This window comes from Magnetospirillum gryphiswaldense MSR-1 v2, assembly GCF_000513295.1.
Lineage (GTDB): Bacteria > Pseudomonadota > Alphaproteobacteria > Rhodospirillales > Magnetospirillaceae > Magnetospirillum > Magnetospirillum gryphiswaldense.
In genome coordinates, this window is the sequence record NC_023065.1 from 3689789 (window position 1) to 3716430 (window position 26642).

Annotated in this window: 25 protein-coding genes and 1 pseudogene; 8 read left to right on the plus strand and 18 right to left on the minus strand. The window is 64.4% G+C overall.

What is annotated here, in order from left to right; all coding sequences use genetic code 11:
• Positions 1-114: 114 nt before the first annotated feature.
• From sucD to MGMSRV2_RS17745, 9 genes are all read right to left on the minus strand, one after another.
• Positions 115-990, minus strand: a complete 876-nt coding sequence (sucD, locus tag MGMSRV2_RS17705) for a succinate--CoA ligase subunit alpha (RefSeq protein ID WP_024081748.1) — start codon at positions 988-990, stop codon at positions 115-117.
• A gap of 1 nt (position 991) precedes the next feature.
• Complete coding sequence (gene sucC / locus MGMSRV2_RS17710) at positions 992-2188, minus strand: ADP-forming succinate--CoA ligase subunit beta (protein WP_024081749.1); 1197 nt, start codon at positions 2186-2188, stop codon at positions 992-994.
• 135 nt (positions 2189-2323) lie between these two features.
• A complete protein-coding gene (gene mdh / locus MGMSRV2_RS17715) occupies positions 2324-3280 on the minus strand; it encodes a malate dehydrogenase (protein WP_024081750.1) in 957 nt (318 codons plus the stop codon).
• 328 nt (positions 3281-3608) lie between these two features.
• Complete coding sequence (gene ftsY, locus MGMSRV2_RS17720; RefSeq protein ID WP_024081751.1) at positions 3609-4682, minus strand: signal recognition particle-docking protein FtsY; 1074 nt, start codon at positions 4680-4682, stop codon at positions 3609-3611.
• Positions 4683-4766: 84 nt separating this feature from the next.
• A complete protein-coding gene (gene mtaB, locus MGMSRV2_RS17725; protein ID WP_024081752.1) occupies positions 4767-6020 on the minus strand; it encodes a tRNA (N(6)-L-threonylcarbamoyladenosine(37)-C(2))-methylthiotransferase MtaB in 1254 nt (417 codons plus the stop codon).
• The gene (gene dapF / locus MGMSRV2_RS17730; RefSeq protein WP_024081753.1) at positions 6017-6859 is read right to left on the minus strand and encodes a diaminopimelate epimerase; all 843 of its coding nucleotides are present in this window, start codon (positions 6857-6859) and stop codon (positions 6017-6019) included. Before dapF ends, mtaB begins: the two co-directional genes overlap by 4 nt.
• 46 nt (positions 6860-6905) lie before the next feature.
• The gene (locus MGMSRV2_RS17735) at positions 6906-9401 is read right to left on the minus strand and encodes a bacteriohemerythrin (protein ID WP_024081754.1); all 2496 of its coding nucleotides are present in this window, start codon (positions 9399-9401) and stop codon (positions 6906-6908) included.
• A 111-nt stretch (positions 9402-9512) separates the two neighbouring features.
• Positions 9513-10154, minus strand: a complete 642-nt coding sequence (locus tag MGMSRV2_RS17740; RefSeq protein ID WP_024081755.1) for a DUF2786 domain-containing protein — start codon at positions 10152-10154, stop codon at positions 9513-9515.
• A 74-nt stretch (positions 10155-10228) separates the two neighbouring features.
• Complete coding sequence (locus tag MGMSRV2_RS17745; RefSeq protein ID WP_024081756.1) at positions 10229-10609, minus strand: VOC family protein; 381 nt, start codon at positions 10607-10609, stop codon at positions 10229-10231.
• A 96-nt stretch (positions 10610-10705) separates the two neighbouring features.
• Here MGMSRV2_RS17745 and MGMSRV2_RS17750 point away from each other — a divergent pair, with 96 nt between their 5' ends.
• From MGMSRV2_RS17750 to MGMSRV2_RS17780, 8 genes are all read left to right on the plus strand, one after another.
• Positions 10706-11248, plus strand: a complete 543-nt coding sequence (locus MGMSRV2_RS17750) for an aspartate 1-decarboxylase (RefSeq protein ID WP_024081757.1) — start codon at positions 10706-10708, stop codon at positions 11246-11248.
• A 4-nt stretch (positions 11249-11252) separates the two neighbouring features.
• Complete coding sequence (gene queC, locus MGMSRV2_RS17755; protein WP_024081758.1) at positions 11253-11945, plus strand: 7-cyano-7-deazaguanine synthase QueC; 693 nt, start codon at positions 11253-11255, stop codon at positions 11943-11945.
• Positions 11946-11997: 52 nt separating this feature from the next.
• A complete protein-coding gene (locus tag MGMSRV2_RS17760; RefSeq protein WP_024081759.1) occupies positions 11998-13017 on the plus strand; it encodes an alpha/beta hydrolase in 1020 nt (339 codons plus the stop codon).
• Between the two features lie 68 nt (positions 13018-13085).
• Positions 13086-13691 carry a hypothetical protein gene (locus MGMSRV2_RS17765; RefSeq protein WP_024081760.1) on the plus strand — a complete coding sequence of 202 codons (606 nt, stop codon included), beginning with the start codon at positions 13086-13088 and terminating at the stop codon, positions 13689-13691.
• Positions 13692-13811: 120 nt separating this feature from the next.
• Positions 13812-14018 (plus strand): hypothetical protein, encoded by a 207-nt coding sequence (locus MGMSRV2_RS17770; RefSeq protein ID WP_024081761.1) that lies wholly within the window; start codon positions 13812-13814, stop codon positions 14016-14018.
• 35 nt (positions 14019-14053) lie between these two features.
• Positions 14054-14239 carry a hypothetical protein gene (locus MGMSRV2_RS21220; protein WP_106002827.1) on the plus strand — a complete coding sequence of 62 codons (186 nt, stop codon included), beginning with the start codon at positions 14054-14056 and terminating at the stop codon, positions 14237-14239.
• Positions 14240-14386: 147 nt separating this feature from the next.
• A complete protein-coding gene (locus MGMSRV2_RS17775; RefSeq protein ID WP_144084338.1) occupies positions 14387-14794 on the plus strand; it encodes a thermonuclease family protein in 408 nt (135 codons plus the stop codon).
• A gap of 95 nt (positions 14795-14889) precedes the next feature.
• A protein-coding gene (locus MGMSRV2_RS17780; RefSeq protein ID WP_144084247.1) for an IS630 family transposase occupies positions 14890-15851 on the plus strand; the annotation gives its coding sequence in 2 pieces (ribosomal slippage) (positions 14890-15238 and positions 15238-15851; 963 coding nt in all).
• A 32-nt stretch (positions 15852-15883) separates the two neighbouring features.
• On the opposite strand, the gene MGMSRV2_RS17785 is transcribed toward MGMSRV2_RS17780, so the two are convergent.
• The 9 genes and pseudogenes from MGMSRV2_RS17785 to fliF form a co-directional block, all read right to left on the minus strand.
• Entirely contained in the window at positions 15884-17548 is a 1665-nt protein-coding gene (locus MGMSRV2_RS17785; RefSeq protein WP_024081764.1) for a hypothetical protein, read from the minus strand.
• A gap of 4 nt (positions 17549-17552) precedes the next feature.
• Entirely contained in the window at positions 17553-18350 is a 798-nt protein-coding gene (locus tag MGMSRV2_RS17790; RefSeq protein ID WP_024081765.1) for a MinD/ParA family protein, read from the minus strand.
• Positions 18347-19348 carry a flagellar biosynthesis protein FlhF gene (locus MGMSRV2_RS17795; RefSeq protein ID WP_024081766.1) on the minus strand — a complete coding sequence of 334 codons (1002 nt, stop codon included), beginning with the start codon at positions 19346-19348 and terminating at the stop codon, positions 18347-18349. The genes MGMSRV2_RS17790 and MGMSRV2_RS17795 overlap by 4 nt, the downstream gene beginning before the upstream one ends.
• Positions 19349-19368: 20 nt before the next feature.
• Positions 19369-21491 (minus strand): annotated as a pseudogene (gene flhA / locus MGMSRV2_RS17800) (flagellar biosynthesis protein FlhA).
• Between the two features lie 12 nt (positions 21492-21503).
• The gene (gene flbD, locus MGMSRV2_RS17805; RefSeq protein ID WP_024081769.1) at positions 21504-22871 is read right to left on the minus strand and encodes a sigma-54-dependent transcriptional regulator FlbD; all 1368 of its coding nucleotides are present in this window, start codon (positions 22869-22871) and stop codon (positions 21504-21506) included.
• An 11-nt stretch (positions 22872-22882) separates the two neighbouring features.
• Positions 22883-23206 (minus strand): flagellar motor switch protein FliN, encoded by a 324-nt coding sequence (fliN, locus tag MGMSRV2_RS17810; protein ID WP_024081770.1) that lies wholly within the window; start codon positions 23204-23206, stop codon positions 22883-22885.
• A 36-nt stretch (positions 23207-23242) separates the two neighbouring features.
• Positions 23243-23932 carry a FliH/SctL family protein gene (locus tag MGMSRV2_RS17815; RefSeq protein WP_024081771.1) on the minus strand — a complete coding sequence of 230 codons (690 nt, stop codon included), beginning with the start codon at positions 23930-23932 and terminating at the stop codon, positions 23243-23245.
• 3 nt (positions 23933-23935) lie between these two features.
• Positions 23936-24955, minus strand: a complete 1020-nt coding sequence (gene fliG, locus MGMSRV2_RS17820) for a flagellar motor switch protein FliG (RefSeq protein ID WP_024081772.1) — start codon at positions 24953-24955, stop codon at positions 23936-23938.
• A gap of 21 nt (positions 24956-24976) precedes the next feature.
• Entirely contained in the window at positions 24977-26638 is a 1662-nt protein-coding gene (gene fliF, locus MGMSRV2_RS17825; RefSeq protein WP_041633756.1) for a flagellar basal-body MS-ring/collar protein FliF, read from the minus strand.
• Positions 26639-26642 lie beyond the last annotated feature (4 nt).

Consider the following 26642-nt stretch of genomic DNA (forward strand, 5'->3'; position numbering starts at 1 on the left):
TTTCTGCCAAGTCGGGACGGGGCGGCGCCGCCGGGCGCCGTCCGTCACGGCGCTAAAACCAAGACAAGGATACGGCCCGATGCTCCGGCGGGTGCATCGGGCCGTTTATACCTCTTAGCCCTTCAGGACCTTGAGCATGGTCGAACCCAGCGAGGCCGGGCTGTCAGCGACAGCGATACCGGCGGAACGCATGGCGTCGATCTTGAAGTCGGCGGTGTCGTTGCCGCCCGAGATCACCGCGCCGGCATGGCCCATGCGGCGGCCCGGAGGCGCGGTACGACCGGCGATGAAACCAACCGTCGGCTTCTTGATCTTGGACGAGCGCAGCAGCTCGGCCCCCTGGACCTCGGCGTCGCCGCCGATTTCACCGATCATGATGATCGCTTCGGTTTCCGGGTCGTCCAGGAACATCTGCAAGCTGTCGACGAAGTTGGTGCCGTTGATCGGGTCACCACCGATACCGATGCAGGTGGTCTGGCCCAGACCGGCAGCAGTGGTCTGCGCCACCGCTTCATAGGTCAGGGTGCCGGAACGCGAGACGATACCGACCTTGCCGCGCTGGTGGATGTGACCGGGCATGATGCCGATCTTGCATTCACCGGGGGTGATGACGCCCGGGCAGTTCGGCCCGATCAGGCGGGTCTTGGAACCAACCAGGGCACGCTTGACGGTCAGCATGTCGGCCACCGGGATACCCTCGGTGATGCAGACGGCCAGCTCGATCTCGGCGTCGATGGCTTCCAAGATGGCGTCGGCGGCGAACGGCGGCGGCACATAGATGACGCTGGCGTTGCAACCGGTCTTGGCCTTGGCCTCGGCGACGGTGTCGAACACCGGCAGGTCCAGGTGCTTGGAGCCGCCCTTACCGGGGGTCACGCCGCCGACCATCTTGGTGCCGTAGGCGATGGCCTGTTCGGAGTGGAAGGTGCCCTGAGCGCCGGTGAAGCCCTGGCAGATCACCTTGGTGTTGGCATTAACGAGAACGGCCATGTTATGCGGCCTCCTTGACGGCCTTGACCACCTTTTCGGCGGCATCGGCGAGGTTGTCGGCGGCAATGATCGGCAGACCCGACTGCGCCATGATCTTCTTGCCCAGTTCCACGTTGGTGCCTTCGAGGCGGACGACCAGCGGGACGTTCAGGCTGACTTCGCGGGCAGCGGCGACAACGCCTTCGGCGATGACGTCGCAGCGCATGATGCCGCCGAAGATGTTGACCAGGATGCCTTCAACGTTGGGATCCGACAGGATCAGCTTGAAAGCGGTGGTCACGCGTTCCTTGGTGGCGCCGCCGCCGACATCGAGGAAGTTGGCCGGCGAGGCGCCGTACAGCTTGATGATGTCCATGGTGGCCATGGCCAGACCGGCACCGTTGACCATGCAGCCGATGGAGCCGTCGAGCTTGATGTAGTTGAGGCTATGACGGGCCGCTTCCAGTTCCGCCGGATCTTCTTCCGACTCGTCACGCATCTCTTCGATGTCCTTGTGACGGAACAGGGCGTTGTCGTCGAAGTTGACCTTGGCGTCCAGCGCGATCAGCTGATCGTCGCCGGTGACCACCAGCGGGTTGATCTCGACGATCGAGCAATCCAGGTCCATGAACGCCTTGTACAGAGCACCCATGAACTTGACGGCGGCGCCGACCTGCTTGCCGGTCAGGCCCAGGCCGAAAGCCAGCTGGCGGCCATGGTACTGCTGGAAGCCCTGCACCGGGTCGATGGCGACCTTCAGGATCTTTTCCGGGCTCTTGTGCGCGACTTCTTCGATCTCCATGCCGCCCTCGGTGGACGCCATGATGGTGACGCGCGAGGTCGAACGGTCGATCAGCAGACCCAGATACAGTTCGCGGCGGATGTCGCAGCCCTGTTCGACGTAGATGCGCTTGACTTCCTTGCCCTGCTCGCCGGTCTGGACGGTGACCAGCACCTTGCCCAGCATGGCATCGGCGGCGGCGCCGACTTCCTCGACGCTCTTGACGACGCGGACGCCGCCCTTGCCGGAAGTGTCGCCCTTGAAGCTACCCTTGCCGCGGCCACCGGCGTGGATCTGCGACTTGACGACCCACACCGGGCCGCCCAGATCCTTGGCCACCTGAATGGCTTCGTCGGGGGTATAAGCAACGCCGCCCTTGAGCACGGCGACGCCGTACTTGGCCAGCACCTGCTTGCCCTGATACTCATGAATATTCATGGATTTACGCTCCCCTGTCGTGACCTCACGCCCTTCAGCCCGCAAGGGCCGTCCGGCGCGACGCCGCGCAATTCAACGAAAGGGCGCCTGCGGCCCGCGATGCCGTCCCGGCATCGCGGGCCGAGCGCCTAAGGCTTACAGCAGACCCTTGGCCACGGCCACCAGGCTGCGGACGGCGTCGGCGGACTTGTCGAAAGCGGCCTGCTCTTCAGCCGACAGCTCGATCTCGACCAGACGCTCGACGCCACCTTCACCGATGACCACCGGAACGCCCACGTAGATGTCGTCCTTCTGACCGAACTGGCCGGCCTTGACCAGGGCGGCGACGGGCATGACCCGCTTCTTGTCCTTCAGATAGGCTTCGGCCATGGCGATGCCCGAGGCAGCCGGGGCGTAGAAGGCCGAACCGGTCTTCAGCAGGCCGACGATCTCGGCGCCACCGTCACGGGTGCGCTGCACGATCTGGTCCAGCTTCTCCTGGGTGGTCCAGCCCATCTTCACCAGATCCGGCAGCGGAATGCCGGCGACGGTGGAGTAACGGGTCAACGGCACCATGGTGTCGCCGTGACCGCCCAAGACGAAGGCGGTGACGTCTTCCGGCGAAACGTTGAATTCTTCAGCCAGGAAGTGACGGAAGCGGGCCGAGTCGAGCACGCCGGCCATGCCGACGACCTTGTTGGCCGGCAGGCCGGAAGCCTGCTGCAGCACCCACACCATCACGTCCAGCGGGTTGGTGATGACGATGACGAAGGCGTTGGGGCAATTTTCCTTGATGCCCTGGCCGACCGACACCATGACCTTGGTGTTGATGCCGATCAGGTCATCGCGGCTCATGCCGGGCTTGCGCGGAACGCCGGCGGTGACGATCACCACATCGGAGTCCTTGATGGCGGAATAGTCATTGGCGCCGGAGTAACGGGCATTGACGCCCTCGACCGGAGTCGATTCGGCGATGTCCAGGCCCTTGCCCTGGGGAATGCCCTCGGCGATGTCGAACATCACCACATCGCCCAGCTCCTTCAGGCCGATGAGGTGGGCGAGCGTGCCGCCAATGTTACCGGAGCCAACGAGAGCGATCTTCTTGCGTGCCATGGATAAAGTTCCCTCGAACGTGATCGATGTTCTGGACGAACGGGTGGGCCGCGACGCATCGCAGCATGCGCCATGGGGGGCTTAGGTAACCCGATTCGCGGCCAAGAGCAAGCGGATTGGCACACCCGTTCAGTATATTAGAAGTTTTTGATATTGCCGATTTTCTCGCGGGTTGCAGTGCAGCAAATGACGATTCGCAGCTAAACCCTTGGAGTCACAGCACATTAACCTACCCGGGTCAGGTTTTACCCCACCCATAAGGGTGGATCGGGGCGGGTGGGGTGGTGATCGGCGGACCACCGGCAATGAATTAAAAATGAGAAAATCCCTAATCCAACCCAACCAAGGAGCGGGCGAAGGCATTGGCGTCGAAGGGACGCAAATCTTCCGCCTTCTCGCCGACACCGATGGCATGAACCGGCAGGGCGAATTTTTCCGCCAGGGCCACCAGCACGCCGCCGCGCGCCGTGCCGTCCAGCTTGGTCAGCACCAGACCGGTGACATCGACCATGTCCTTGAACACCTCGACCTGGGAATGGGCGTTCTGGCCCACCGTCGCGTCCAAAACCAGCAGCACGTCGTGAGGTGCGGTTTCGTCCTGCTTCTTGATGACGCGCACCACCTTGCGCAGTTCCTCCATCAGATCGGCCTTGTTCTGCAAGCGCCCGGCGGTATCGACGAACAACAGATCGTCGCCGCGCTTGGCCGATTCGGCCATGGCGTCGAACACCAGACCAGCGGCATCGGCGCCGGTCTCACGCGAGAAAACCGGGCACTGGGTGCGTTCACCCCACACCTTCAACTGCTCGACGGCGGCGGCGCGGAAGGTATCGCCGGCGGCCAGTGCCACCTGTTTGCCCTGATCCTTGAAATGCTTGGCCATCTTGCCGATGGTGGTGGTCTTGCCGGAACCGTTGACGCCGACCACCAGCACCACATGCGGGCGGGCCACGCAGGCCGGTTGCAGCGGCTTGGCCACGGGGGCCAGAATCTGCGCCACCTCCTCGGCCAACACCTGCTTGATTTCCTCGGCCCCCACATCCTGGCCGAAGCGGGTCTTGGCCAAACGCTTGGTGACGCGCGCGGCGGTGCCCACCCCCAGATCGGTGGTGATCAGCAGGTCTTCCAGATCTTCCAGGGCCTCGTCGTCCAGCTTGCGCTTGGTGAACAGATCGCCCAGTCCCTGGGTCAGCTTGGACGACGACTTGGTCAGGCCGCTTTTCAGCCGCGACAGCCAGGATTGCGGTGCCTCGGCCAGGATTTCCGCCGGATGGGGGTCATCGACGAGGACGGCTTCGTCTTCGGGCGCCTCGACGGGTGGCACCGCCACGGCATCGGCTTCCGTCGCCGCCGTTTCCGATTTGCCGCCGAACAGCCGCCCGAACAATCCCTTGCCGCTCATGCCCTGGTCCTTTTATGGAAATCTGGTGGAAACACGCCCCGTTGTGGCACCGGGTGGATGGCCGGGTCAAGCCCGGCCATGACCTCAGGCGGTGGGCTCGCCCACCAGCGCGGCGCCATCGCGGTGGGTCAGGCGTACCGTCACCACCCGGCCTTCGGCCGGCGCATCCGTCACCCGTACCGGCAAGTAATGGCCGCAAAAGCCCTGGCCGTCCTTTTCCACCAACACGCAGGCGCTCTGGCCCAGGCGCGAGTCCAGGAAGGAATCCATGGCCGCCTGGCCCTTGGCCCGCAGCCGCGCCGCCCGTTCCTTGACCACGTCGCCGGGAACCTTGGGCATGCGCGCCGCCGGGGTGCCGGGACGCGAGCTGTAGGGGAAGACGTGCAGATGGGTCAGCCCCGCCTCGTCCACCAGATCGAGCGAGCGGCGGAACATCTCTTCGTCCTCGGTGGGGAAGCCGGCGATGATGTCGGCGCCCAGGGCGATGTCGGGGCGCAGATCGCGCAGCTTGGCCGCCAGGGTGATGACATCATCACGCAGATGGCGGCGCTTCATGCGCTTCAGCACCATGTCGTCGCCGGCCTGGGCCGACAGATGGAAATGCGGCATCAGCCTGGGCTCCTCCGCCACCAGCCGCAGCAGATCGTCGTCCACCTCCACCGGGTCCAGCGACGACAGCCGCAGGCGCGGCAGCTCCGGCACCTGCGCCAGCAGCCGCCTTGCCATCTGCCCCAGGCTGGGCGTGCCGGGCAGATCGCTGCCATAGGCGGTGATATCGACACCGGTGAACACCACCTCGGCGAAGCCTTGCGCCACCAGCCCGCGCACCTGATCGACGATGCGTCCCATGGGCACCGAGCGATTGTTGCCGCGGCCAAAGGGGATGATGCAGAAGGTGCAGCGGTGGTCGCAGCCGGTCTGCACCTCGACGAAGGCCCGCGCCCGTCCCTCGAAGCCGGAGACCAGATGCAAGGCGGTTTCGCGCACCGTCATGATGTCGGTGACGACGATGCGGTCCTCGGGCGGATGGGCGAAGATGTCGGGGTGCAGCTTTTCGGCGTTGCCCAGCACCTGATCCACCTCGGCCATGGCGGCGAACTTGTCGGGGCTCACCTGGGCGGCGCAGCCGGTGACAACGATGCGGGCATGGGGATGGTCGCGCCGGAGCTTGCGGATGGTCTGGCGCGCTTGGCGCTCGGCCTCGGCGGTGACGGCGCAGGTGTTGACGATCACCGTCTCGACACCGTCTTCCACCGCTTTGGCGTGCTCGCGCATCACCTCGGATTCATAGGCGTTGAGACGGCAGCCGAAGGTGATGACCTTGGGTGGGTTGGTCATGACAGCAGGCTGGAATCCAGCATCCCCTCGGCCACCAACGCCACCGGCCCGGTCATCATCACATGGTCGTCGGGCAGCCATTCGATGGTCAGCACGCCGCCATCCAGCACCACGTCGGCCTTGCGCGCCGTCAGGCCGCGCCGGGCGGCGGCGACCAGGGTGGCGCAGGCGCCGGTGCCGCAGGCGCTGGTGATGCCGGTGCCGCGCTCCCACACCCGCATGCGGATGCGATCCGGGGCGAGCACCTGGGCGACTTCGATATTGGCCCGTTCGGGGAATAGATCGTGATGTTCCAGCACCGGCCCGAGGGCGGCCAGATCGATGGCGGCGACGTCGCCGACGAAGAACACCGCGTGCGGATTGCCCATGCTGACACCGACCGGGTCGGTCAGGGAACCGATGCCGATACCCATATGCAAGGTGTCGACCGGCTTGGCCAGGGGGATTTCCCGCCAGTCCAGCCGCGCCGGCCCCATGTCGACGGCGACCAGCTTGTCGCCGCGCATTTCGGCATCCAGCAGGCCAGCCTTGGTTTCGATAACCGCATGATCACTGCCGGCCTGCTGCATCAGCAGCCAGGCGACGCAGCGGGTGGCGTTGCCGCAGGCCGAGGTGACCGAGCCGTCGGCGTTCCACAGGCTCATCCAGGCGTCGGACAGGCCGGAGCGCGCTGTCTCGATCACCACCACCTGATCACAGCCCAAGCCGGTGCGGCGATCGGCGATGGCGCGGGCCATGGCCGGGGTGAGGGCAAAGCCGGATTGGCGCACGTCGAGGACAACGAAGTCGTTGCCCAAGCCATGCATCTTCAGGAAGGGGTGGTCAGTGGTATCAGTCATAACCCGGTTATATGGGGCTGGGCGCGGCCAAGTCCAGCCCCACCGATCACGACCGCACTTCGGCCAGGAACTTGCGCACCTCGCTGCGCAGCAACTCGGTATGACCGCCCAAAGTCTCGGCGGCGCCGGAAACCACCCGCGCCGCCTGCTCCGCCCGCTGGGTGGCGTGCAGAACCTCGCCGATATTGGCGCTGACCTGATCGGTGGACATGGATGTTTCCTGAACGTTGCGGCTGATTTCAGCGGTGGCCGCCTCTTGTTCCTCGACTGCCGCCGCCACTGCCGCCGAAATCTCGTTGATGCCGGCGATGCGGTCGGTGATGGCGCGGATGGCATCGACGGACGAGCGGGTGGCCGACTGGATGGCGCTGACCTGATCGATGATTTCCTCGGTCGCCTTGGCCGTCTGGTTGGCCAGCGACTTCACTTCGTTGGCGACCACGGCGAAGCCTTTGCCGGCATCGCCCGCCCTGGCCGCCTCGATGGTGGCGTTCAGCGCCAACAGATTGGTCTGGCTGGCGATGGTCTGAATCAGTTGCACCACCTCGCCGATGCGTTCGGCCGAGACGCGCAGGCCGTCCACCTGGCTGTTGGTGGTCTTGGCCTGATCCACCGCGTCGCGGGTGGCCGTGGCCTGGGTCTGGACCTGACGGGCGATCTCGCGGATGGACGCGGCCAGTTCCTCGGTGGCGGCGGCAGTGGATTGCACCCGCTGCGAGGTATCGTTGGCGGCGTGCGACACATCGTCGCTGCGGGCGGTGGTTTCCGACGCCACTTCGGTCATGGTGCCGGCGGAGAGCATCAGCGACTGGGCGCTTTCGCCCACCTCTTCCACGAACCGGGCCATGCGCTCGTCGAATTCGCTCACCGCGCGCTCCTTGCGCAACATGGCTTCGATACGGGCCTGGTTGTCCACATTGGTGGTGGCGCTCATCAATTCGGCGGCGATCAATTTTTCTTTGAAGAACTGGATGGCGCGGGCCAGTTCGCCCAATTCGTCACGCAATTGCTGACCGGGCACTTCCACCGTACGGTCACCCTCGGCCAGCCGGGCGGTGGCCTTGCGCGCCGCCAGCAACGGCGGCACCAGACCGGCGACGATCAGCATGCTGGTCAGGCCGCAGACGCTGACCAGGGCCAGCAGCAGGATGCCTTGGGTCCAGGCCGATGAGGTCAGCCGGGCCAGTACGGCCCCGGCATGGTCCATCAGCACGGTGGCGGCGGCATCCTCGACACTCTTCATCTGGTCGATGCGCCGCGTCGTCAACTTGAACCAATCGGGCGCCTTGATGTCGTTCAGGCTGCCGGTGAACGGGCTTTCGATGGCGATGGTGCGCCATTCGGCCACCCTTTTTTCCGACTCGTCGGCCTGGGCCTTGTCGAGGGCGGCGATGGCCGGGCCGCCGGCGGTGTTGCGAAAGACGTGCAGGAAGGCCTTCTGCTCGGCCCCCAATTCCCCCAGGCGACGGTGCAGTTGCGGCGTGAACTTGCCGGCGGCGAAACCGGCGGACCCGGTGGCGCGCTCCAGCCCGGCGCGTTCCTTGGCGTTCAATATGGCGGCATAGGCGGTGATGTGGGCCGACAGCTCGGCATCGTTGGCCAGCAGGCCGATGGCCTCGACCACCGCCAATTGATCAGTGATGGAACCGGTGTAATAGCCCAGCACCTGCGGCACCGGCAGGGTCTGGCCGTCGGTACCCTGGCGGATTTCCGCCAGCTTCTCCATGTCGGCCACCGCCTTTTTCAGCCGCTCGGCCTGGGGGCCGCCGAGGCTGGCCATCATCGGCACGGATTCCTGACGGAACACGGCCAGACGACTATCGGTGAGCTGACGCTGCGCCGCCAGTTCGGGGCCGAACTGGGTGCCCTTGCTGCCCAGGAACAGGGCCGAGGAACCGCGTTCCTTCTGCAATTCATGGATCAAGGCACTGCTGACCGTGCTGAACTGGGTCAGCGTGATGATTTCCTTTTGCTGTCCAACCTTTTCCACCGCTTCCGACAGATTGACCAGGACCAGGGCCGCGATCACCACCAGGGGCGCCCAGGCGACCAGCAGGATACGGGTCTTGAGCGGCAGGAAATCGGTGCGCGAGGCCAGCCGCGCCCACAGAGACGGACGATCGCCGACGCCCAGATCGGCGACGCCCTTTTCGCGGAAGAAGTCGCGTAGTTTCAGGTCGTTGCCGACCACGTGATTGATGAACCAAGCTTTGAGGAAGTCGAGCACGGCCAGGGCGGCCTTGGCATCGTCCTCGGCGGCCAGGGCCTCCAACTCGCGCAGACGGGATAAAGTGTGATTATGCTGCTGGGCATGGTCGTCGGCCTCGGGGTAACCGCTGCTGTGCAGCAAGGCTTCCTCGCGGGCGAAGTGCTCCCCCACATGCTGGCGCAACCGGGCCAGAACCGGGCCGACCGCCTGGGGGCCGCGCTTTTCGTCGATGGCTTGGCTGAACTCGTTGATCAGGTCGACCAGGGCGCTGTGATCCTGATCCAAAGCGGAGACGCCGACGCTGAGTTCGTCACTCCAGGTCAACAAGGCCATCTTTTCCTCCAGGCAGATGCAACCGGCGCAAGTCAGGCCGGGGGCATGGTCATTACCTGAAGTTAGCAGAAAAAAACAGGTCTGCAGGATGCACTTTAGGACTAATACGAACTAGAACAGAGCGTACTGTCCGCGCCCTTTGGCGGAAACGGCAGCTTTCTTGCCCTTGTTCCGTTCAGCCGGCAGATTGGCGACCACTACAGCCTTCGCTGTCGGAGCAAGGGCCTGGGCCTCGGCCAGATCCAGCTTGAGCGCGTGGTTGGCATGGCTCAGGCGGCGATTTTCCGCCTCCAGCCGCATGCGCCGGCTTTCCGCCTCGGACAGACGCAAGCCCAAGGCCCCGGCCTCGGCCAAGGCGTGGCGGAACTGCTCCTGCACGGTGACCTCGTGCGCCTGCACCCGCAGCATCTCGGCCCGCAGGGTATCGAGTTCGGCCCGCAGGCGGATCAGTTCGGCGGCATCGCGGGCGGCGTCTTGGAACGATGGCGGCACGGTGGTGCCGGCCTGTGCCGGGCGGCCTTGCCGCAGACGTTCGTTTTCGCTGCGCAAATGACGCACCTCGTTGCGCAGGTCGAACACTGCGTCTTCCAGCGCCTCGGAGGCGCCGCCGCCGGCCAGACGCTCGGCCAAACCGACGAAATCGGTGCCGTGGCTGTCCAGCAGACGCCGCGCGGTGCGCAGGGCATGCAGCGCCTCGGTTTCATTGTCCGAAGCGGCCATGGCCAGCACCTTGGCCAGCTTTTGCGCGTCCATGGGCGATATCTCGTGGGTTCAGGGTCGACTTAACCGCCAAATACTGATTCGGCCCCGTGGTTAAATCAATGGCTTTATGCGCCGTAGGTACATATCTCGATCAGATTATGGTCGGGATCGCGGATATAAACCGACAAAATCGGTCCCACCGCCCCTGTCCGCGCCACCGGGGCTTCGACAATGACCACGCCCTTGGCCCGCAGGCGGGCCTGCACCGCGTCCAGGTCGATGGCGGCGACGAAACACAAATCGGCGGAGCCCGGGGTGGGGTGTTGCGCCTTGGGTTCGAATTCCAGGCCCTTTTGATGCAGGTTGATTTTTTGCGCGCCAAAGGCCAAGGCGTGGCGCCCACCGGCGAAAGTCACCGGCTGCATGCCCAGGACATCGCCGTAAAACGCCAAGGTGGCCTGGATGTCGGCAACCGTCAGCACCAGATGATCCAATGACGCGATCATGCCTGATTTCCTTCCTGAGCAAGATTCCATTGCCATGCCCGGCACTTCTAGTCTATGTCCGCGAGAAATCCGTCGCCCCAACCTCCGGTGCTTCCCATGATGAAGGTTATCCGCGCCAAGTTCCATGGCATCCGCGTCACCAGCGCCGATCTGAACTATCACGGTTCGATCACGCTCGACCCCGAGCAATGCGCCCTGGCCGGCATCTATCCCATGGAATTCGTGGAAATCTGGAACAAGAGTTCCGGCGCCCGCATTTCCACCTATGTCATCTTCGGCCAGCCCGGATCGCGCTGCTGCATCCTGAACGGCGCCGCCGCCCGCACCTGCCAGACCGGTGACGAGGTGATCATCGCCGCTGCCGATTACATCAAGGGGCCGGAAGAGCTTTATACCCTGAAGCCGCGCATCCTCACCTTCCTGCCCGACAACCACGTCGATCAGGTGCTTTATTACGACGTCTTCCAAAGCGAACAGCGCCCCTATGATTTCCGCATCATGGACGCCGATAAGCATACGGTGGACAGCTGCCACACCTGGCCCAATGTGGATGTCAACGCCATCCGCACCGACCTCAAGGCCAAGGGCTGGGCCGAGGCCGATATCGACTCCTTCGTCGCCTCGCATTTCTCGCTGTAAGCCCATGACAAAGAAGGCGGTCATCCTGCTGTCGGGCGGATTGGATTCCGCCACCGTGCTGGCCCTGGCGACGGAACGGGGCTTCGACTGCGCCGCCTTGTCGTTCCGCTATGGTCAGCGCCATCAGGTGGAGTTGGCCTGCGCCGCCAAGGTGGCGGCTGCGGCCGGAATCACCGACCACCGTATCGCTGATATCGACCTGCGCCTTTTCGGCGGTTCGGCCCTGACCGCCGACATCGCCGTGCCCAAGGACCGGGCCGAGGCCGAGATGGACGCGGAAATCCCGGTCACCTATGTGCCGGCGCGTAATACCATCATGCTGTCCTTCGCCTTGGCCTTCGCCGAGGTGCTGGGCGCCGCCGACATCTTCGTCGGCGTCAACGCCGTGGATTATTCCGGCTATCCCGATTGCCGGCCCGAATACATCAAGGCCTTCGAGACCATGGCCAATCTGGCCACCAAGGCCGGGGTGGAAGGGCGTCGCCTGACCATCCACGCCCCGCTGATCTCGCTGACCAAGGCCCAGATCATCGCCGAAGGCAAGCGTCTGGGGGTGGATTACGGCCTGACCTCCAGCTGTTACGACCCCGATGTCCATGGCCACGCCTGCGGTCGCTGCGACGCCTGCCGGCTGCGGCTGAAGGGGTTCGCCGATGCCGGCCTGTCCGATCCGGCCCCATACGCTGGCGGGGTTTGACTTGGCGTGAGCCGGCGACCATCATGACTCCCTGACCACTTGGGGAGTTGTCATGCTGCGCGTCCTGATCTTTTTGTCGGCCCTGTTCGCCTGGGCGCCCGCCTGGGCGCAAAAGGTGTTGCCGCCATCGGCCATCGTCACCGAAAACCTGCAATTCGACGCCCGCGACGATAATTTGCGCCTGCATCTGCGCAACAAGCACCCCGAGGAATATTACAGCCCCAAGCCGGAGACCACGGTCTTGTTCCTGCATGGGGCGACCTTTCCCGGCATCGCCACCTTCGACCACGCCATCGACGGCCAAAGCTGGATGGATTATCTGGCCCGGCGTGGCTATGACGTCTATGCCTTGGATATCCGCGGCTACGGTGCCTCGAGCAAGCCGGCGGAAATGGCCCAGCCACCCGAGGGCAAGGCGCCACTGGTGGACAACACCGCCGCCTTGCGCGACGTGTCGAAGACGGTGGAATACATCCTGTCGCGGCGCAACCTGGAAAAGCTGACCATCATCGGCTGGTCGTGGGGAGCGACCCTGGCCGGCAGCTATGCCGCCAATACCTCCAGCAAGATCCACAAGCTGGTGCTGTATTCGCCGCCTTGGATCTCGGACGAACCCACCGCCGCCGATGCCCTGAAGGAATTGGGCGCCTGGCGCTCGGTGCCTTTGTTCCTGATCGGCGAGCGCTGGGGGCATAACCTGCCCGACAAGGAACGCAAGGAACTGATCACCCCCGAAGCGAAGCGGACCTGGATGAACGCCTTGGCCGAAACCGCCGGCGGCGAGCAATTGCTGAAAGTGCCCAACGGCGCCGTCGCCGACGCACTGAAGACCTGGGGCGCCAAAACCCCGGCTTGGCAGCCGGAGCGCATTTCCGCCCCCACCATGGTTGTGCAGGGCGAATGGGATGCCGACACACCGCCAGCCATGGGCCTGTCGGTGTTCGCCCACCTGACCGGCACCTCGGCCCGGCGCTATGTGCTGATCGGCGAAGGCACCCACATGCTGCTGCTGGAAAAGAATCGCCGCCAGTTGTTCCAGGCCGTCCACGGCTTTCTCGAGGAACAGCGTTGAGCCGTCGCGCTTCCCTTGTCGGGAGGCGGGGGGACGGTTAAGGTGACGACGGGACAGGTGAAAGGGATATGATGCCGCGTATTTTTCCGGCGGCAGCCTTTGTCGCTGCCCTGTTGACCTCTCCCCTGGCCGTTGGCGCCGCTGAACTGCCCGACCAACCGCCCGCCGACTGGATGGCACAGGCCGATCTGTTCGGACGGGTCGCCACCCTGGGGTCGGGCGAAGACGCCCAGGTCATCGCCTGGACCAGCCGCCACCAACTGGCCCTGTCCTCGGGCTATCTGTTCGACCTGTCACGCCGGTTGCTGATCGCCGACCGGGGGACAGAGGCCCTGGAATGGTACGCGGTGGCGCTGATGCGCGGCCAGTACGATGCCGGGCGCTGCCGCGATTCGTCGGCACGCCGCGCCGTCTCGGGCTTGGCCCGGCAGGCGGCCATCGTCGCCCGCTACGGCCACCAGCACCAACAGGAATTCGGCGAAGCCGGACAGCGCGCCCTGGCCCGGCCCGATTTGTTCGGCCACACCATCAGCCCCGACTGGGTTTGCGCCCAAGGCCTGACCGGTATGGGCGGGCAAAGTGCCGGCACCATTGCCCCCAATCTATGGCCACCCCTGGCCGAAGCCGTGCGCGCCGATTTCACCAAGCAATTTGGTGACATGCTCAAGCGCTAAAAATCCCTGACAATTTTACGTGTTTGCGCATGAGTTCGGGCCAGCCCCGCTCATCGTTCTTGGCATACCCCCCTGTGCGCCTATCGGGTCTATGATCTGAACAACGCACAGGAGGACGCCATGTTCATGGTCAAGCTGGAAGCCAACCGTGATAGCCGCTATCAGCCGTTGACGGTGGACGGGCCGCAATATCTGTACGAATTCGCATCCTTCATCGCCCGCACCATCCCCGATGCCGAGGTCCATGCCCGTCTGGGCAGCCAGATCGGCGACGAAGTGGTGTTCCGCGGCGAGGACTTGACCGATGACGGCATCGATCTGTTCTGACAGTAAAATGGGCGGGTATCATGGGAACGATCCGATTGAATGACGAACAGATGTATCCCCCCCTGCAACATTTGTCGTTGCAGGAACGCTTCGATCTGGCGTGCTGCATCGCCCGCGCCCTACCCGATGTCAAGGTGTGCACGGTGGTCGGCGATACGCCGGAGGAATCGGTGACGCTGGATGGAAAGCTTTTGCGCCGCAAGGGTGCGCAGGTGTTTTGACCACAAATGTTCTTGCCTTGTTTCCTTTTTTACCGTAAAGCTTGTGTGACGCCTCAATTTTTGAGGCCATTCGACGAATAACGCAACTTTACGGCGCGTAAATTGCCCATAAAACACAATATCGTTGCCGCATCTTTGGCTGTGATCGTGCTTTGCGTCCCGCATGTGGTCTGGGCCGATGATGATCGCTTGCCCGGCCCCATTCCGGCTCGCGTGCTCAGGGTCGTCGATGGCGACACCGTGATGGTGCGCGCCCGCATCTGGCTGGGCCAGGATGTGGAAACCAGTGTCCGTCTGGCCGGAATCGATACCCCGGAAAAGCGCGGGAAATGTGACGCCGAACGAGCCGCCGCCGATCAGGCCGAGGCATTCGTGGCTGGTAAGCTGACCACCGACGAATGGGTCACCCTGCGCGATGTTATCGCCGACAAATATGGCAAGCGGGTGGTCGCCCGCATGATCACCGCCAAGGGCGAGGATATGGCCGCCCTGCTGATCGCCAACAAACTGGCACGGGAATATGGCGGGCGAGCCAAGCAGAGCTGGTGCGACTAGAGCGGTTTCACGCCGAGCGGAATCGGTAGAGGATTCCCCCTGAGGTCATTTTGTGATTCAACATCTTCGGTAACAACGCTCCCGAGGATGATGCGATGACGTGGCGCTCAGGGCAGTCCTATTCTCAGGACTTGCGCGATAGAGTTTTGGCGGCTGTGGACAGCGGCATGAGCGCCTACGAGGTGGCGCCGCTGTTCCGGGTGAGCGTTTCGTACATCTACAAGGCCCAAGGCCGCCGCCGGGCCACCGGCGAGACGACGGTGAAGCCACGGCCTGGGCGGCCAGGACAGAAGCTGGCGGCTCACCTTGAGGCGTTGCAGGCGCAGATCAAGGTCGAGCCCGATGCCACGCTGGCTGAGTTGCGCGCCTGGGTTCTGGCCGAATTGGGCGTGTCGATCAGCGTCGGCGGCCTGTGGAACACGCTTGAGCGGCTCGACCTCAGTCTGAAAAAAAGAGTGCGCATGCTGCCGAGCAGGAACGTCCCGACGTAGCCGAAGGACGCATCGCCTGGCGAGCCGAGCAGCCGGCGCTGGACCCAACCCGCTTGGTCTTCCTTGATGAAACCGGGGCATCGACCAACATGACCCGGCGCTACGGACGGGCGCCGCGCGGTCAGCGGCTGCTGGCTGCGGTGCCGCACGGTCATTGGAAAATGACCACCTTCGTCGGGGCGCTCCGGCATGACGGAATCTCCGCCCCCTTCGTCATCGACAAGGCGATGAATGGCGCGATCTTCCTGGCCTATGTCGAGCAGGTCCTGGCTCCGACCTTGCGGCCCGGCGACATCGTCGTAATGGACAATCTGCCCGCCCACAAGGTGGCAGGGGTCAAGCAACTCATCGAAGCCCGAGGGGCCACCCTGCGGTATCTGCCGCCCTACTCCCCAGACCTCAATCCCATCGAGCTCGCCTTCGCCAAGCTCAAGAGCCTGCTGCGAAAGGCGCAAGCCCGCACCATCAACACCTTATGGGACGTGATCGGAAAACTCATCGACCTGTTTCCGCCCGAGGAATGCGCCAATTTCTTCGCCCACGACGGATATGGACGCTCGATGTGAAAATGCTCTAAAGTCACCACCATAGGGTCCAATCACGCCTGAATGCTGGTCGGTCCGGTCTGGTCGGTGCGGATGTCGATCCAGCGCCCACCCGCCTGAAAGGCGACACTGCCCTTGGTGCCCACCAGTTCCGACGCCTGGGTGAAGATATGCATGATGTCCATGCGCATCTCTTGTGGCAGCGGGTCGCCGGTGCGGATGATCAGGTCGAACAGCTTGTCCTCGCGCCGCACCAATCCGTCCAATTGCAGCCGGCCCAGGCTGGTCAGATTGAAATCCAGAATGAAACGCTGATCGCCATTGGCGCTGCCGGCCTGATTGCGGCCATCCTTGCCATCGGCCCCGCGCACGAACAGGTGGATGGGGTCGACCTGACCGCCGTGGGCGAAAGGCATGGTGTGCAACCGCCAGTCGCCGCCACCGACCGGCCTGCCAGCCTCCTCCGACAGCGCCGACAGATCGGCTTTCAGTCGTTCGGCCAGGTCGCGGCGCCCGGCCTTGTCCAGCGCCTTGGTGGTGTTGTCGCCAAGGATGCCGCGGGAATCACCCGTGCGCATCGCCCCGGTGAAGGCGACCATGGCGGCAGCCAGACGCGGCCCGGCCTGGGGGATGGCTCGCATCATCATGTCCAGCGCCTGGCGGTCGTTGGTGGCCAGGGTTTCCATGGTGTCGGTCAGCGCCGGCCAGCCTTGCGCGGTCAGCCCCTCGGGTTTAGCGGCGGCCACATTGGGCGGCGGGGCGGCGGGGGGATTGGGAGGCGCCACCACCTCAAGCCTGATGACGCTGCCGATTGCGACCGACTGGGCGGTGGGAACGGCGATGGTGCCGATGCTGGTGTTGAGCACCGCCTGACCACCGGGGGGATGGGCGGTCACCGTGCCGCTCAGCATGGGCGGGGCACCGCTTGCCGATGGCGCGGTGACGGTCATGGGCAGGGGTGACGCGGTGCCGCCGGGCGGTGCCGGCGGCGACATTGTGGGTTTATGCTGCATCCCTTGCTGCGCAGCATGAGCCGGGTTGGGCACGCTGGCAGGCTGGGAATTGTTAGTGGGATTACCCGTGGGAATTTGACCGGTCTGGGGCTGGGGCGGCTGGATGCCGGCGATGCGCACGGTCAATTGGGTGCCGGCGGGAAGATTGTTCGGTAATCCACCGGTCGCGGTCGGGCTGTCCATGGCGCCGGGATTTTGCGCCGGGCGGATCACAGTGGCGGTGATCCCCGGCGCCGCACCGGTCTGCACGGTAGCAGGGGGCGCGGTCTGTACGCTGTGCTGCGCTGGATTTGTCGCCGTCTGCGTATTGGGTGGTTGCGGCCCCGTGCCGAGGACGCCGCCGCCCAACACCGCCCCCCCCAGAAAGCCCGGCGGCATTCCGGTCAAGGCCGCTCCACCCAGGGCGCGGCCATTGACGGCCATCAGAGATAGGGCGCCATTGGGTCCGGTTTGCAGCAGCAGGCGCGCCCCTTCGGGGATGGGCGGCAAGGTGGCCGGCGGCAAGACCTTCAATTGCAGCGGGCCGTCGGCGGTCATCACTTCCAGCACGCCCTTGGTCGGACGGGCCTGAGCCATGGCCTCGATCAGGGCGCCGGCGGGCAGGCCGGCCAGGGCCTTGGCATCTCCTGTCACGCTGACCGGCACCGGTCCGGCGCTGCTGGTGGGCGGCGCCGGATTGGCCGAGGGCGGCAGGATCGCCGACATGGCGTCAGGTCCTGAGCAAACGCTCGACGATGGCTTCCACGTCGGCGGCGGCTTCGGAATTGGGCGAACGGGTCAGGATCGGCGTCTGGTTGCGGATGGCCTCGCGCACCTTGAGATCACGGCGGATGACGCCGGCCAGTTGCGGGCTGATCTTCAGGAAGCCTTCGCAGGCCTTCAACAGCGTGTTGTAGATGCGCTCGCCCTCGCGGGTGGAATTGGCCATGTTGACGACGATGCGCATGTCGGTGCCGGGCCGCTCCATGTGGGTGACCTTGATGAAGGCATAGGCGTCGGTCAGCGAGGTGGGCTCGTCGGTGGTCACCACCATGATGGTGCCGGCCTGCTGGGCGAAGTTGCGGGTGGTCTTCTCGACGCCGGCGCCCAGATCGACCACCACCTTGTCATAGGAATTGGACAGAACCACCAGATCGTCGCCCAGCAATTGCAGGCGTGAGAGCGGAATATTGGCGAGCGTGCCGCTGCCGGAACGTCCGGCCAGAATGTCGAACCCACCCTCGGTATAGGGCACGCAGGCCTGATTCAGGGTCATGCGCCCGGCGACGACGCTGCCCAGATCGGTTTTCGGCATCAGGCCCAGTTGGATATCGACGTTGGCCAGGCCCAGATCGCCGTCGAACAACAGAACCTTGCGCCCGGCCCGCGACAGCGCGTGGGCCAGGGTGATGGAGAACCACGTCTTGCCGACGCCGCCCTTGCCGGAGGCCACCGCCATGACGTTGCGGCCCTTGGCCCGCGGCGCGGGGCGGGGCGCCAAAGTGGGGAGATCGCTTGCCGTCGTCATGATGCGGGTGCCTCGTGGGTCCAGAAGGTTTCGTCTTGTTTTTCAGGGGCTGGCGGTTGTGGCAGCAGCAGCCGGGCCAGGGAAAGGGCGGAAATGGGGGCGAGACCGCTGGCCACATGCGGACTGGCCGAAACGTCGCACAGCGCCAGTTGCGCGGCCTCGGCGGCGGCCAGCATGGCGCCCAGGCGCCTGGTGGTGTCGAGCCGGGTGGTGAACAGGCGGGTGGCGCCGATGCCGGCGAAGGCCTCGGCCATCTCGGCTGCCTCGAACGGGTCGCCGCCGGCGGCCATGACCAAAAGCGGTTCGACGTCGGCGGCTTCGATCAGGGCTTGCAGGAAATCCAGGTCGGATTGCTTGAACGGGTTCAAGCCGGGGCTGTCGATGACGATCAGGTCGAACATGCCGGTGGCGTTCTCCACCGCTTTGCGCAACGCATCGGGACCGCGGGCGCGCACCAGCTCGATTTCCATGATGCGGGTGAAGGCGGCCAATTGTTCCACCGCGCCGGCACGCATGTTGTCGCAGGTGATGATGCCGACATGGCGCTGTTTCAGCACCGAGCGTGCCGCCAGCTTGGCGGCGGCGATGGATTTACCCGATCCGGGCGGGCCGATCAGCATGAACGGCCGGGGGGCGGAATGTTCCGGCAAGGGGGCGAAGGCGAAGCCGGCTTCCAAGGCAGCGGCGCAGGCCAAGGTGGGCTCGGTGATGTCCGAGGTACGCGCCGCGTTGACGAGGCGCTCCAGCAGCCGGGGCGGCAGATTGTGGTTTTCCAAGGCCGCCTTGACCGCGTCGGCGGCAGAGGAAAGGCTGGATTCCTCCAGCATTTCCGCCACCGCCAGATCGGCGTCGGCGGGTTCCAGAGCGGCGGTGATGCGCACGCCCTTGGACCCGGCGGCCCGCTGGGTCGAGACGATGATCGCCTCGTCGCCCAGTTCGACGCGGACCAGTTCCATGGCCTCGGCCATGGTGGGGGCGGTGAAAGATTTGAGCCTCATGGCCTAAGCGCGCCCCCCGATCATATCTGCCCCAGCGTTTTGATTTTGGCCTTGGGATGGATCTCCGCCTGACTCATCACCACGGTGATGGGGCGGAAGCGTTCGATGATCGAGCGCACATAGGGGCGCACCATGGGGCTGGTCAGCAGCACCGGGGTTTCACCTTGCATGGCGAAGCGCTCGAAGGTCTGGCGGGTGCGGGTGATGAAATCCTGCAATTGCGACGGCGACATGGACAATTGCTTTTCCTCGCCCTGGCCGACCAGCGCCTCGGCGAAGGCCTGCTCCCATTCCGGCGACAAGGTGACCAGCGGGATGAACCCCTGATGGCCGGTATTGAGGTCGGAAATCTGCCGGGCCAGCCGTGACCGCACGTGCTCGGTGATCATGGTGACGTTGCGGGTATGGCCGCAGGCCTCGGCGATGCCTTCCAAGATGGTGGACAGGTCGCGGATGGAAATGCGTTCGTTCAACAGGTTCTGCAGCACCCGCTGCAAGCCGCCGATGGTGATCTGCGACGGGATCAGTTCGGCCACCAGCTTCTGGTGTTCCTTGTCCAACTCGTCCAGCAGCTTCTGCGTCTCGGCGTGGGACAAAAGCTCGGACATGTTGTCCTTGATCACCTCGGTCAGGTGGGTGGTGATGACGGTGGGCGGATCGACCACGGTGTAACCGCGGAACAGCGCTTCCTCGCGGTTGGTGGGGTCGACCCACATAGCCGGCAGGCCGAAGGTGGGTTCCTTGGTCTTTTCCCCCGGCAGGGTGATGTCGTCGCCCCGGGGGTCCATGATCAGCAATTGGTTGGGCCTGAGATCGCCGCGCCCCGATTCCACTTCCTTGATGTAGACCACATAGGTATTGGCCGGCAGCTGCATGTTGTCCTGGATGCGCACGCTTGGCATGACGAAGCCCACTTCGGCGGCCATGGCCCGGCGCAAGCTTTTGATCTGATCGGTCAGCTTGACGCCCTTGGGGTTGTTGATCAGCTGCAACAGACCATAGCCCAGCTCCAGGCGCACCATGTCGATGCGAAGCGCGGTGGAAATGGGTTCTTCCGCCACCGGCGCGCTCTGGCGGGCCTTTTCCTCGGTCTCGATGCTCTCACGCTCGGTCTTGGCCCGCTGGGTCTTGTCGAGGAAGAAGGCGCCGGCGGCCATGCCGCCGCCCAGCAGGGCAAACGGCAGGAACGGCATGTTGGGGACCAGGGACAGCAGGAAGATCAGGCCGGCGGCGGTGCCGACCGCGCGCGGATAACCGGCCAACTGGCCATAAAGCGCTTTGTCGACGCTATCTTGGACGCCGGCCTTGGTCACCAGCATGCCGGCGGCCACCGACACCAACAGCGCCGGCACCTGGGTCACCAGACCGTCACCGATGGTCAGCTTGGTATAGAAATCGGCGGCCTGGGAAAAGGGCAGGTTGTTCTGGGCCATGCCGATGATCATGCCGGCGACCAGATTGATGCCGGTGATCAACAGGCCGGCGACGGCGTCGCCGCGCACGAACTTCGAGGCACCGTCCATGGCGCCGAAGAACTGGCTTTCCTGTTCCAGTTCCGAGCGGCGTTTCTTGGCGTCGTTTTCGTCGATCAGGCCGGCGGACAGATCGGCGTCGATGGCCATCTGCTTGCCGGGCATGGCGTCCAAGGTGAAGCGCGCCGCCACTTCGGCGATACGGCCCGAGCCCTTGGTGATGACGACGAAATTGACGATGACCAGGATGATGAAGACGATGATGCCGATGACGAAATTGCCGCCCATGATGAATTCGGCGAAGGCGGCGATGACCTGACCGCCCCTTCGACACCTTCATGGCCGTGACCCAGGATCAGACGGGTGGACGCCAGATTGAGCGCTAGCCGGATCAGGGTGGACAGCAGCAAAACGGTGGGGAACGAGCTGAATTGCAGCGGCTTCTCGATGAAGATCGAGACCATCAGGATGAGAACGGAAACGGTCAGCGAAAAGGCCAGACCCAGATCCAGCAGCCAGGTCGGCATGGGCAGGATGAGGACGGCGAGGATGAACACCACGCCGATGGCGAGTATGACGTCGCCGCGCTTGGCGGCGGAGGAAAAGCGGCCCCAAGCGGCGCGGGCTTCACCCGCGCCGGCCATACCGCCCTGTGCCGGTCCATCAGCCATGGATCATTCCCATCAATAAGCCGGCTCGCCGCCGGCCGGTGGCGGCACCGGGACGCCTTCCTCGGAATACTGCTTCAACTTGTTACGCAGCGTACGGATGGAGATGCCCAGGATATTGGCGGCATGGGTGCGGTTGCCCAGGCAATGGGACAGTGTGTCGATGATGAGGTCGCGTTCCACCGCCGCCACGGTCTTGCCCACCAGACCGCTGGTGTTGCCGCCCATGACCGATTGCGCCACCTGGGCCACCTGCGCCACCACCGGGTCTTGCTGACCGCCCAAAGGGGCGCCGGTCAACAGGATGGCCTCGGGGCCGATCTCGTTGCCGTTGGCCAGCAGCACGGCGCGATGCATGGTGTTTTCCAGCTCGCGCACATTGCCGCGCCAGGAATGGCGGACCAGCATCTGGCGGGCCTCAGGGGTGATGGGCCGGGCCGGCACGCCGTTGATCTCGGCGTATTTGCGACCGAAATGATCGGCGAGGACAGCGATGTCGAGGGGACGTTCGCGCAAGGACGGCAGGATCAGGTTGACCACGTTCAGGCGGTAATACAGATCCTCGCGGAAACCGCCCTGGCGGACATATTCCTCCAGGTTGCGGTTGGAGGTGGCGACGATGCGCACATCGATCTTAACCGGCTGGCCGCCGCCGACACGGTCGATTTCCTTCTCCTGGATGGCGCGCAGCAATTTGGCTTGCAGGCGGATATCCATTTCCGAGATTTCGTCCAACAGCAGCGTGCCGCCGGTGGCTTCCTCGAACTTGCCGATGCGCCGGGCGACGGCACCGGTGAAGGCACCCTTCTCATGGCCGAAAAGCTCGCTTTCCAGCAGGTTCTCCGGGATGGCGGCGCAGTTGACGGCAACGAAACGGCCCTTGGCCCGGGGGCTTTTGTTGTGAATGAAACGGGCCATCAGCTCCTTGCCGGTGCCCGATTCGCCGGTCACCAGGATCGACGCATGCGAGCCGGCCACCTGCTCGGCCAACTTCATGGTTTGGATCATGCGCGGGTCTTTGTAGATGATGGCATGATTTTCGTCGGTGACGGCGGCCAGGACGGCGGCGATCAGCTCGGCGTCGGGGGGGAGTGGAATATATTCCTTGGCACCGGCCTTGATGGCGCGTACGGCGGCGGAGGCGTCGGAGGCGATGCCGCAGGCGATCACCGGCAGGACGATGCGTTCGCTCTCCAGGCATTCGATCAGGCGATGGACGTCGCGGCGAACGTCGATCATCACCAGATCGGCGCCTTGGCCGCGCAGCACTTCCATGCCCTGGTCGACGTCCTCGGCGATGCTGACCTTGGCGCCGCGCGCCATGGCGATCTGGCTGGCGGCGCCGATCTGGCCGTCCATCGCCCCGATGATCAGAAGTCGCATGCCCTGCCCCCTTAACCGCGATCGGTCTTGATGATTTCGGTCATGGTTACGCCCAGGCGATCTTCCACCACCACCACTTCGCCACGGGCCACCAGCCGGTTGTTGACGTAGATGTCGATGGCCTCGCCCACCTTGCGGTCCAGTTCGACCACGGCGCCGCGACCCAGCTTCAGCAATTGATTGACCTGCATGTTGGCCTTGCCGAGGACGGCGGAAACCTGCACCGGGATGTCGTAAACGGCTTCCAGGTCGCGGGCCGAGCGTGGTCCCTCCGCCAGTTCCATGGCCCGGCTTTCATTTTCCGGGATGAAGTCGTTCAGTTCAAAATCGGCCATGTCATTCGTCCTCCAGAACCAGGCTTAAGGCCTGGTCTATTCCGCATCGCTTTCCTGGCGCCGTTCCGGCGGCGCCAGGGCGCGTTCCACCGCCGCGTCGATATCGGCCATCAGCCGGGCCTGATCGCGTTCGGCCCCGCCATCGGTCCATTCCACCCGGCAATCGCCCAAAGGCAGGCGATCATCAGCCTGCACCACCACGCGGCCCTCGAAGCCGCGGCCCTGGACCACCGCCTCCAATTGGGTGCGGACACCGTCCACCAGGGGGGCGGCGACGCGGACGATGATGCGTGGTTCGTCCAGCACATGGCCGACCACTTCTTCCACCACCCGGGTCACCTCGTCGAAAGCGTGACGTTCGCACGCCGCCGGCAACATCTTCTTTAACACCGCCATGGCCACCCGGATGGCGGCCCTGGCATTGGTGTCGTTGGCGTCGTCTTGTTGGCGGCTCACCCCGTCCATCTGCTGGGTCAGCGTCGCCAGGGCGGTGGCCAGCAGGCGTTCGGTGGCGGCGCCCGCCTCTTCCAGCCCGGCTTCACGCCCCTCGTTGAAGGCGGATTCGCGGGTCAGCAGCAAATCCTCTTCCGAGAACATGGGCGGCGGCGGCTCCGCCTCGATCTCGGGTTCGTCGTCGGGTTCCTCTTCCTCGGCCCGATGATGGGCGGTCTGGGCCGGTTGCGGCCGGTCGAAATCCAGGTCGAACATGTACTTGCGATCGACCATGGCTTAGTACACCAGCTCGTCTTCTTCGCGGCCTTCGGAAATGACGATCTGGCCCGACGCCGCCAGTTCCTTCGCCATCACCACGATCAGCGACTGAGCCTGATCGACGTCGCGCAGACGCACCGGACCTTGGGCTTCCATATCCTCGCGCAGCATCTTGCCGGCGCGTTCGGACATGTTCTTGAAGAACAGATCCTTGATGGCGTCGGAAGCGCCCTTGAGCGCCAGGGCCAACTTGTCCTTTTCCACCTGACGCAGCAGGGTCTGGACGCCCGAGGCATCGAGGCGGACCAGATCCTCGAAGGTGAACATCAGCGCCTTGATCTTTTCCGCCGATTCGCGGTTGCGCTCTTCCAACGCCGACATGAAGCGGTTTTCGGCGTTGCGGTCCAAATTGTTGAAGATGTCGGCCATCATTTCGTGGGCGTCGCGGCGCTGGGTACGGGCAAGGTTGGTCATGAACTCGGTGCGCAGGGTCTTTTCCACGCCGTCCAACACTTCCTTCTGCACCGCTTCCATGCGCAGCATGCGCATCACCACTTCCATGGCGAAGTTTTCCGGCAGGATCGACAGCACGCGGGCGGCATGATCGGGCTTGATCTTGGCCACCACCACGGCGACGGTCTGCGGGTATTCGTTCTTCAGGTAATTGGCCAGCACCGCTTCGTTGACGTTGCCCAGCTTGTCCCACATGGTGCGACCGGCGGGGCCGCGGATTTCTTCCAGAATCTGCTGGACGCGGTCTTTCGGCAGCGACTTCATCAGCAGCCGTTCGGTGGTGTCGACCGAGCCGACCAGCGAGCCGGTGGACGACAATTGGTCGGCGAATTCCACGAACAATCGTTCGACGATGGAAGACGACACCGTACCCAGCGACGCCATCACCTGCGACAATTCCTTGATCTCGTCGTCGCCCATCATGGAGAACAGCTTGACCGAGTGCTCCTCGCCCAAGGACAGCATCATGATGCCCGCCTTTTGCGGGCCACTCAGCGAGCGATAGTCCTCTTTTACGCGGGCCATGGCGGCGGGCTCCTCAGCGGATCAGGCTTCCTGGTAAAGCCAGTTGCGGATGATGGACAGGGCTTCTTCCGGATGCTTGTCGACGATTTCACCAATTTTCCTTATAGACGAGGCCTTCACACGGCCTTCCACCTTATCGATGTCGATCAGTTCGTCGGCGATCACCTCTTCCTCGCCGCCCAAGGCGGGGGCGGGGACGGCGGGTGCCCCGGGGCCGGCCAGTTGCGGCACGCCCGAACCGTCGGCGGTCAGCAGGCGGCGCCCGTCGGGGCCGACCTGGCCTTGCATGCTTTCGATGGCGCGACCGATGAGCGGGCGCAGCACCAACAGCAGGAACAAGATGGCGACGATGGACAGGCCCAAATTGGACGCGATCTTCTCGACGAAGTCGCGGCGCATGCCGAAGATGAATTCGCCCGGTTCCTCGGCGGCGTATTGCTCCTCGCCGCCGGCGAATTGCATGGACACCACCTTGACCTGATCCTGGCGCGACCGGTCGAAGCCGATGGCGTTCCTGACCAGTTCCTCCAGCTTGGCGGTTTCCTCGGGGCTGCGGTCGCGATAGGTCTTCTTGCCGTCGGCGGCGACGTCGTAGACACCGTCCACCAGCACGGCGGCGGTGATGCGGCGGACCTCGCCCATCTCGCGCACGGTATTCTTAACCTTCTTGGAAATCTCGTAATTGACGGTTTCCTGGGTCTTGGCCGCCTTGGACGACGATTTGTTGCCCGACGCGGCGCTGGCATTGGGGTCGGGCAGGTTGTTGGTGACGGAAACGTTGGGGGTCTCGCCGTCCTGGTTTTCCTCGTTCTCGTTGACGGTGACCTGGCTGCGCACCACCTGGCTTTCCGGGTCGTAGGTTTCCTCGGTGGTGACGGCGCGCGAGAGATCCATCTCCACCGAAACCTCGGCGCGGACGCGGCCCGGCCCGAGCGAGCGTTCCAGCATGCTTTCCACTGTCCGGGCCAGCCGGTTCTCGGTGCTCATCTTCAGGGCTTCGGCGTTTTCCGATGCCACTTCCTGGTCGTTGTCATAGCCCTTGGCCAGCAGTGTCCCCTTGTCGTCGACGATGGAGATGCGGTTGGGCTTCATCTTGGGGACGGCGGCGGCAATCAGGTGCTGGATGGCGGTGACCTGGGCCTTGTCCAGCCGGGCGGCGCCTTGCATCTTCAAGATCACCGAGGCGCTGGGCTCGTTGGCTTCGCGGGCGAAGGCTTCGCGTTTGGGCAGCACCAGATGGACGCGGGCGACCTTGACCTTGTCGATGGCGCGGATGGTGCGGCTGAGTTCGCCTTCCAGCGCACGGACGTAATTGATGTTCTGCTGGAAGCTGGTGGACGACAGGGCGTCTTGCTTGTCGAACAGTTCATAGCCGGCGACGCGGCCAACCGACGGCATGGCCTGCTCGGCCATGCGGACGCGAAGCTCGTTCTTCTTGTCCTTGGACACCCAGATTTCGGCGCCGTCCTTGCGGACCTCGAAGGGAATTTTATCGGCAGCCAGCTTCTCGACGATGGCCTTGGAATCGGCCATCTCGAGATCGCCATACAGCAACTCCATCTGCGGCGCGGCGACGCGGCTCATCAGATAGATGAAAAAACCCAGGATCGACACGCCGACGCCGGCGATCGCCGCCAAGCGCATGGGGCCAAGGCCACGCATCATCTGCATAAAGGCGTTCACGTCG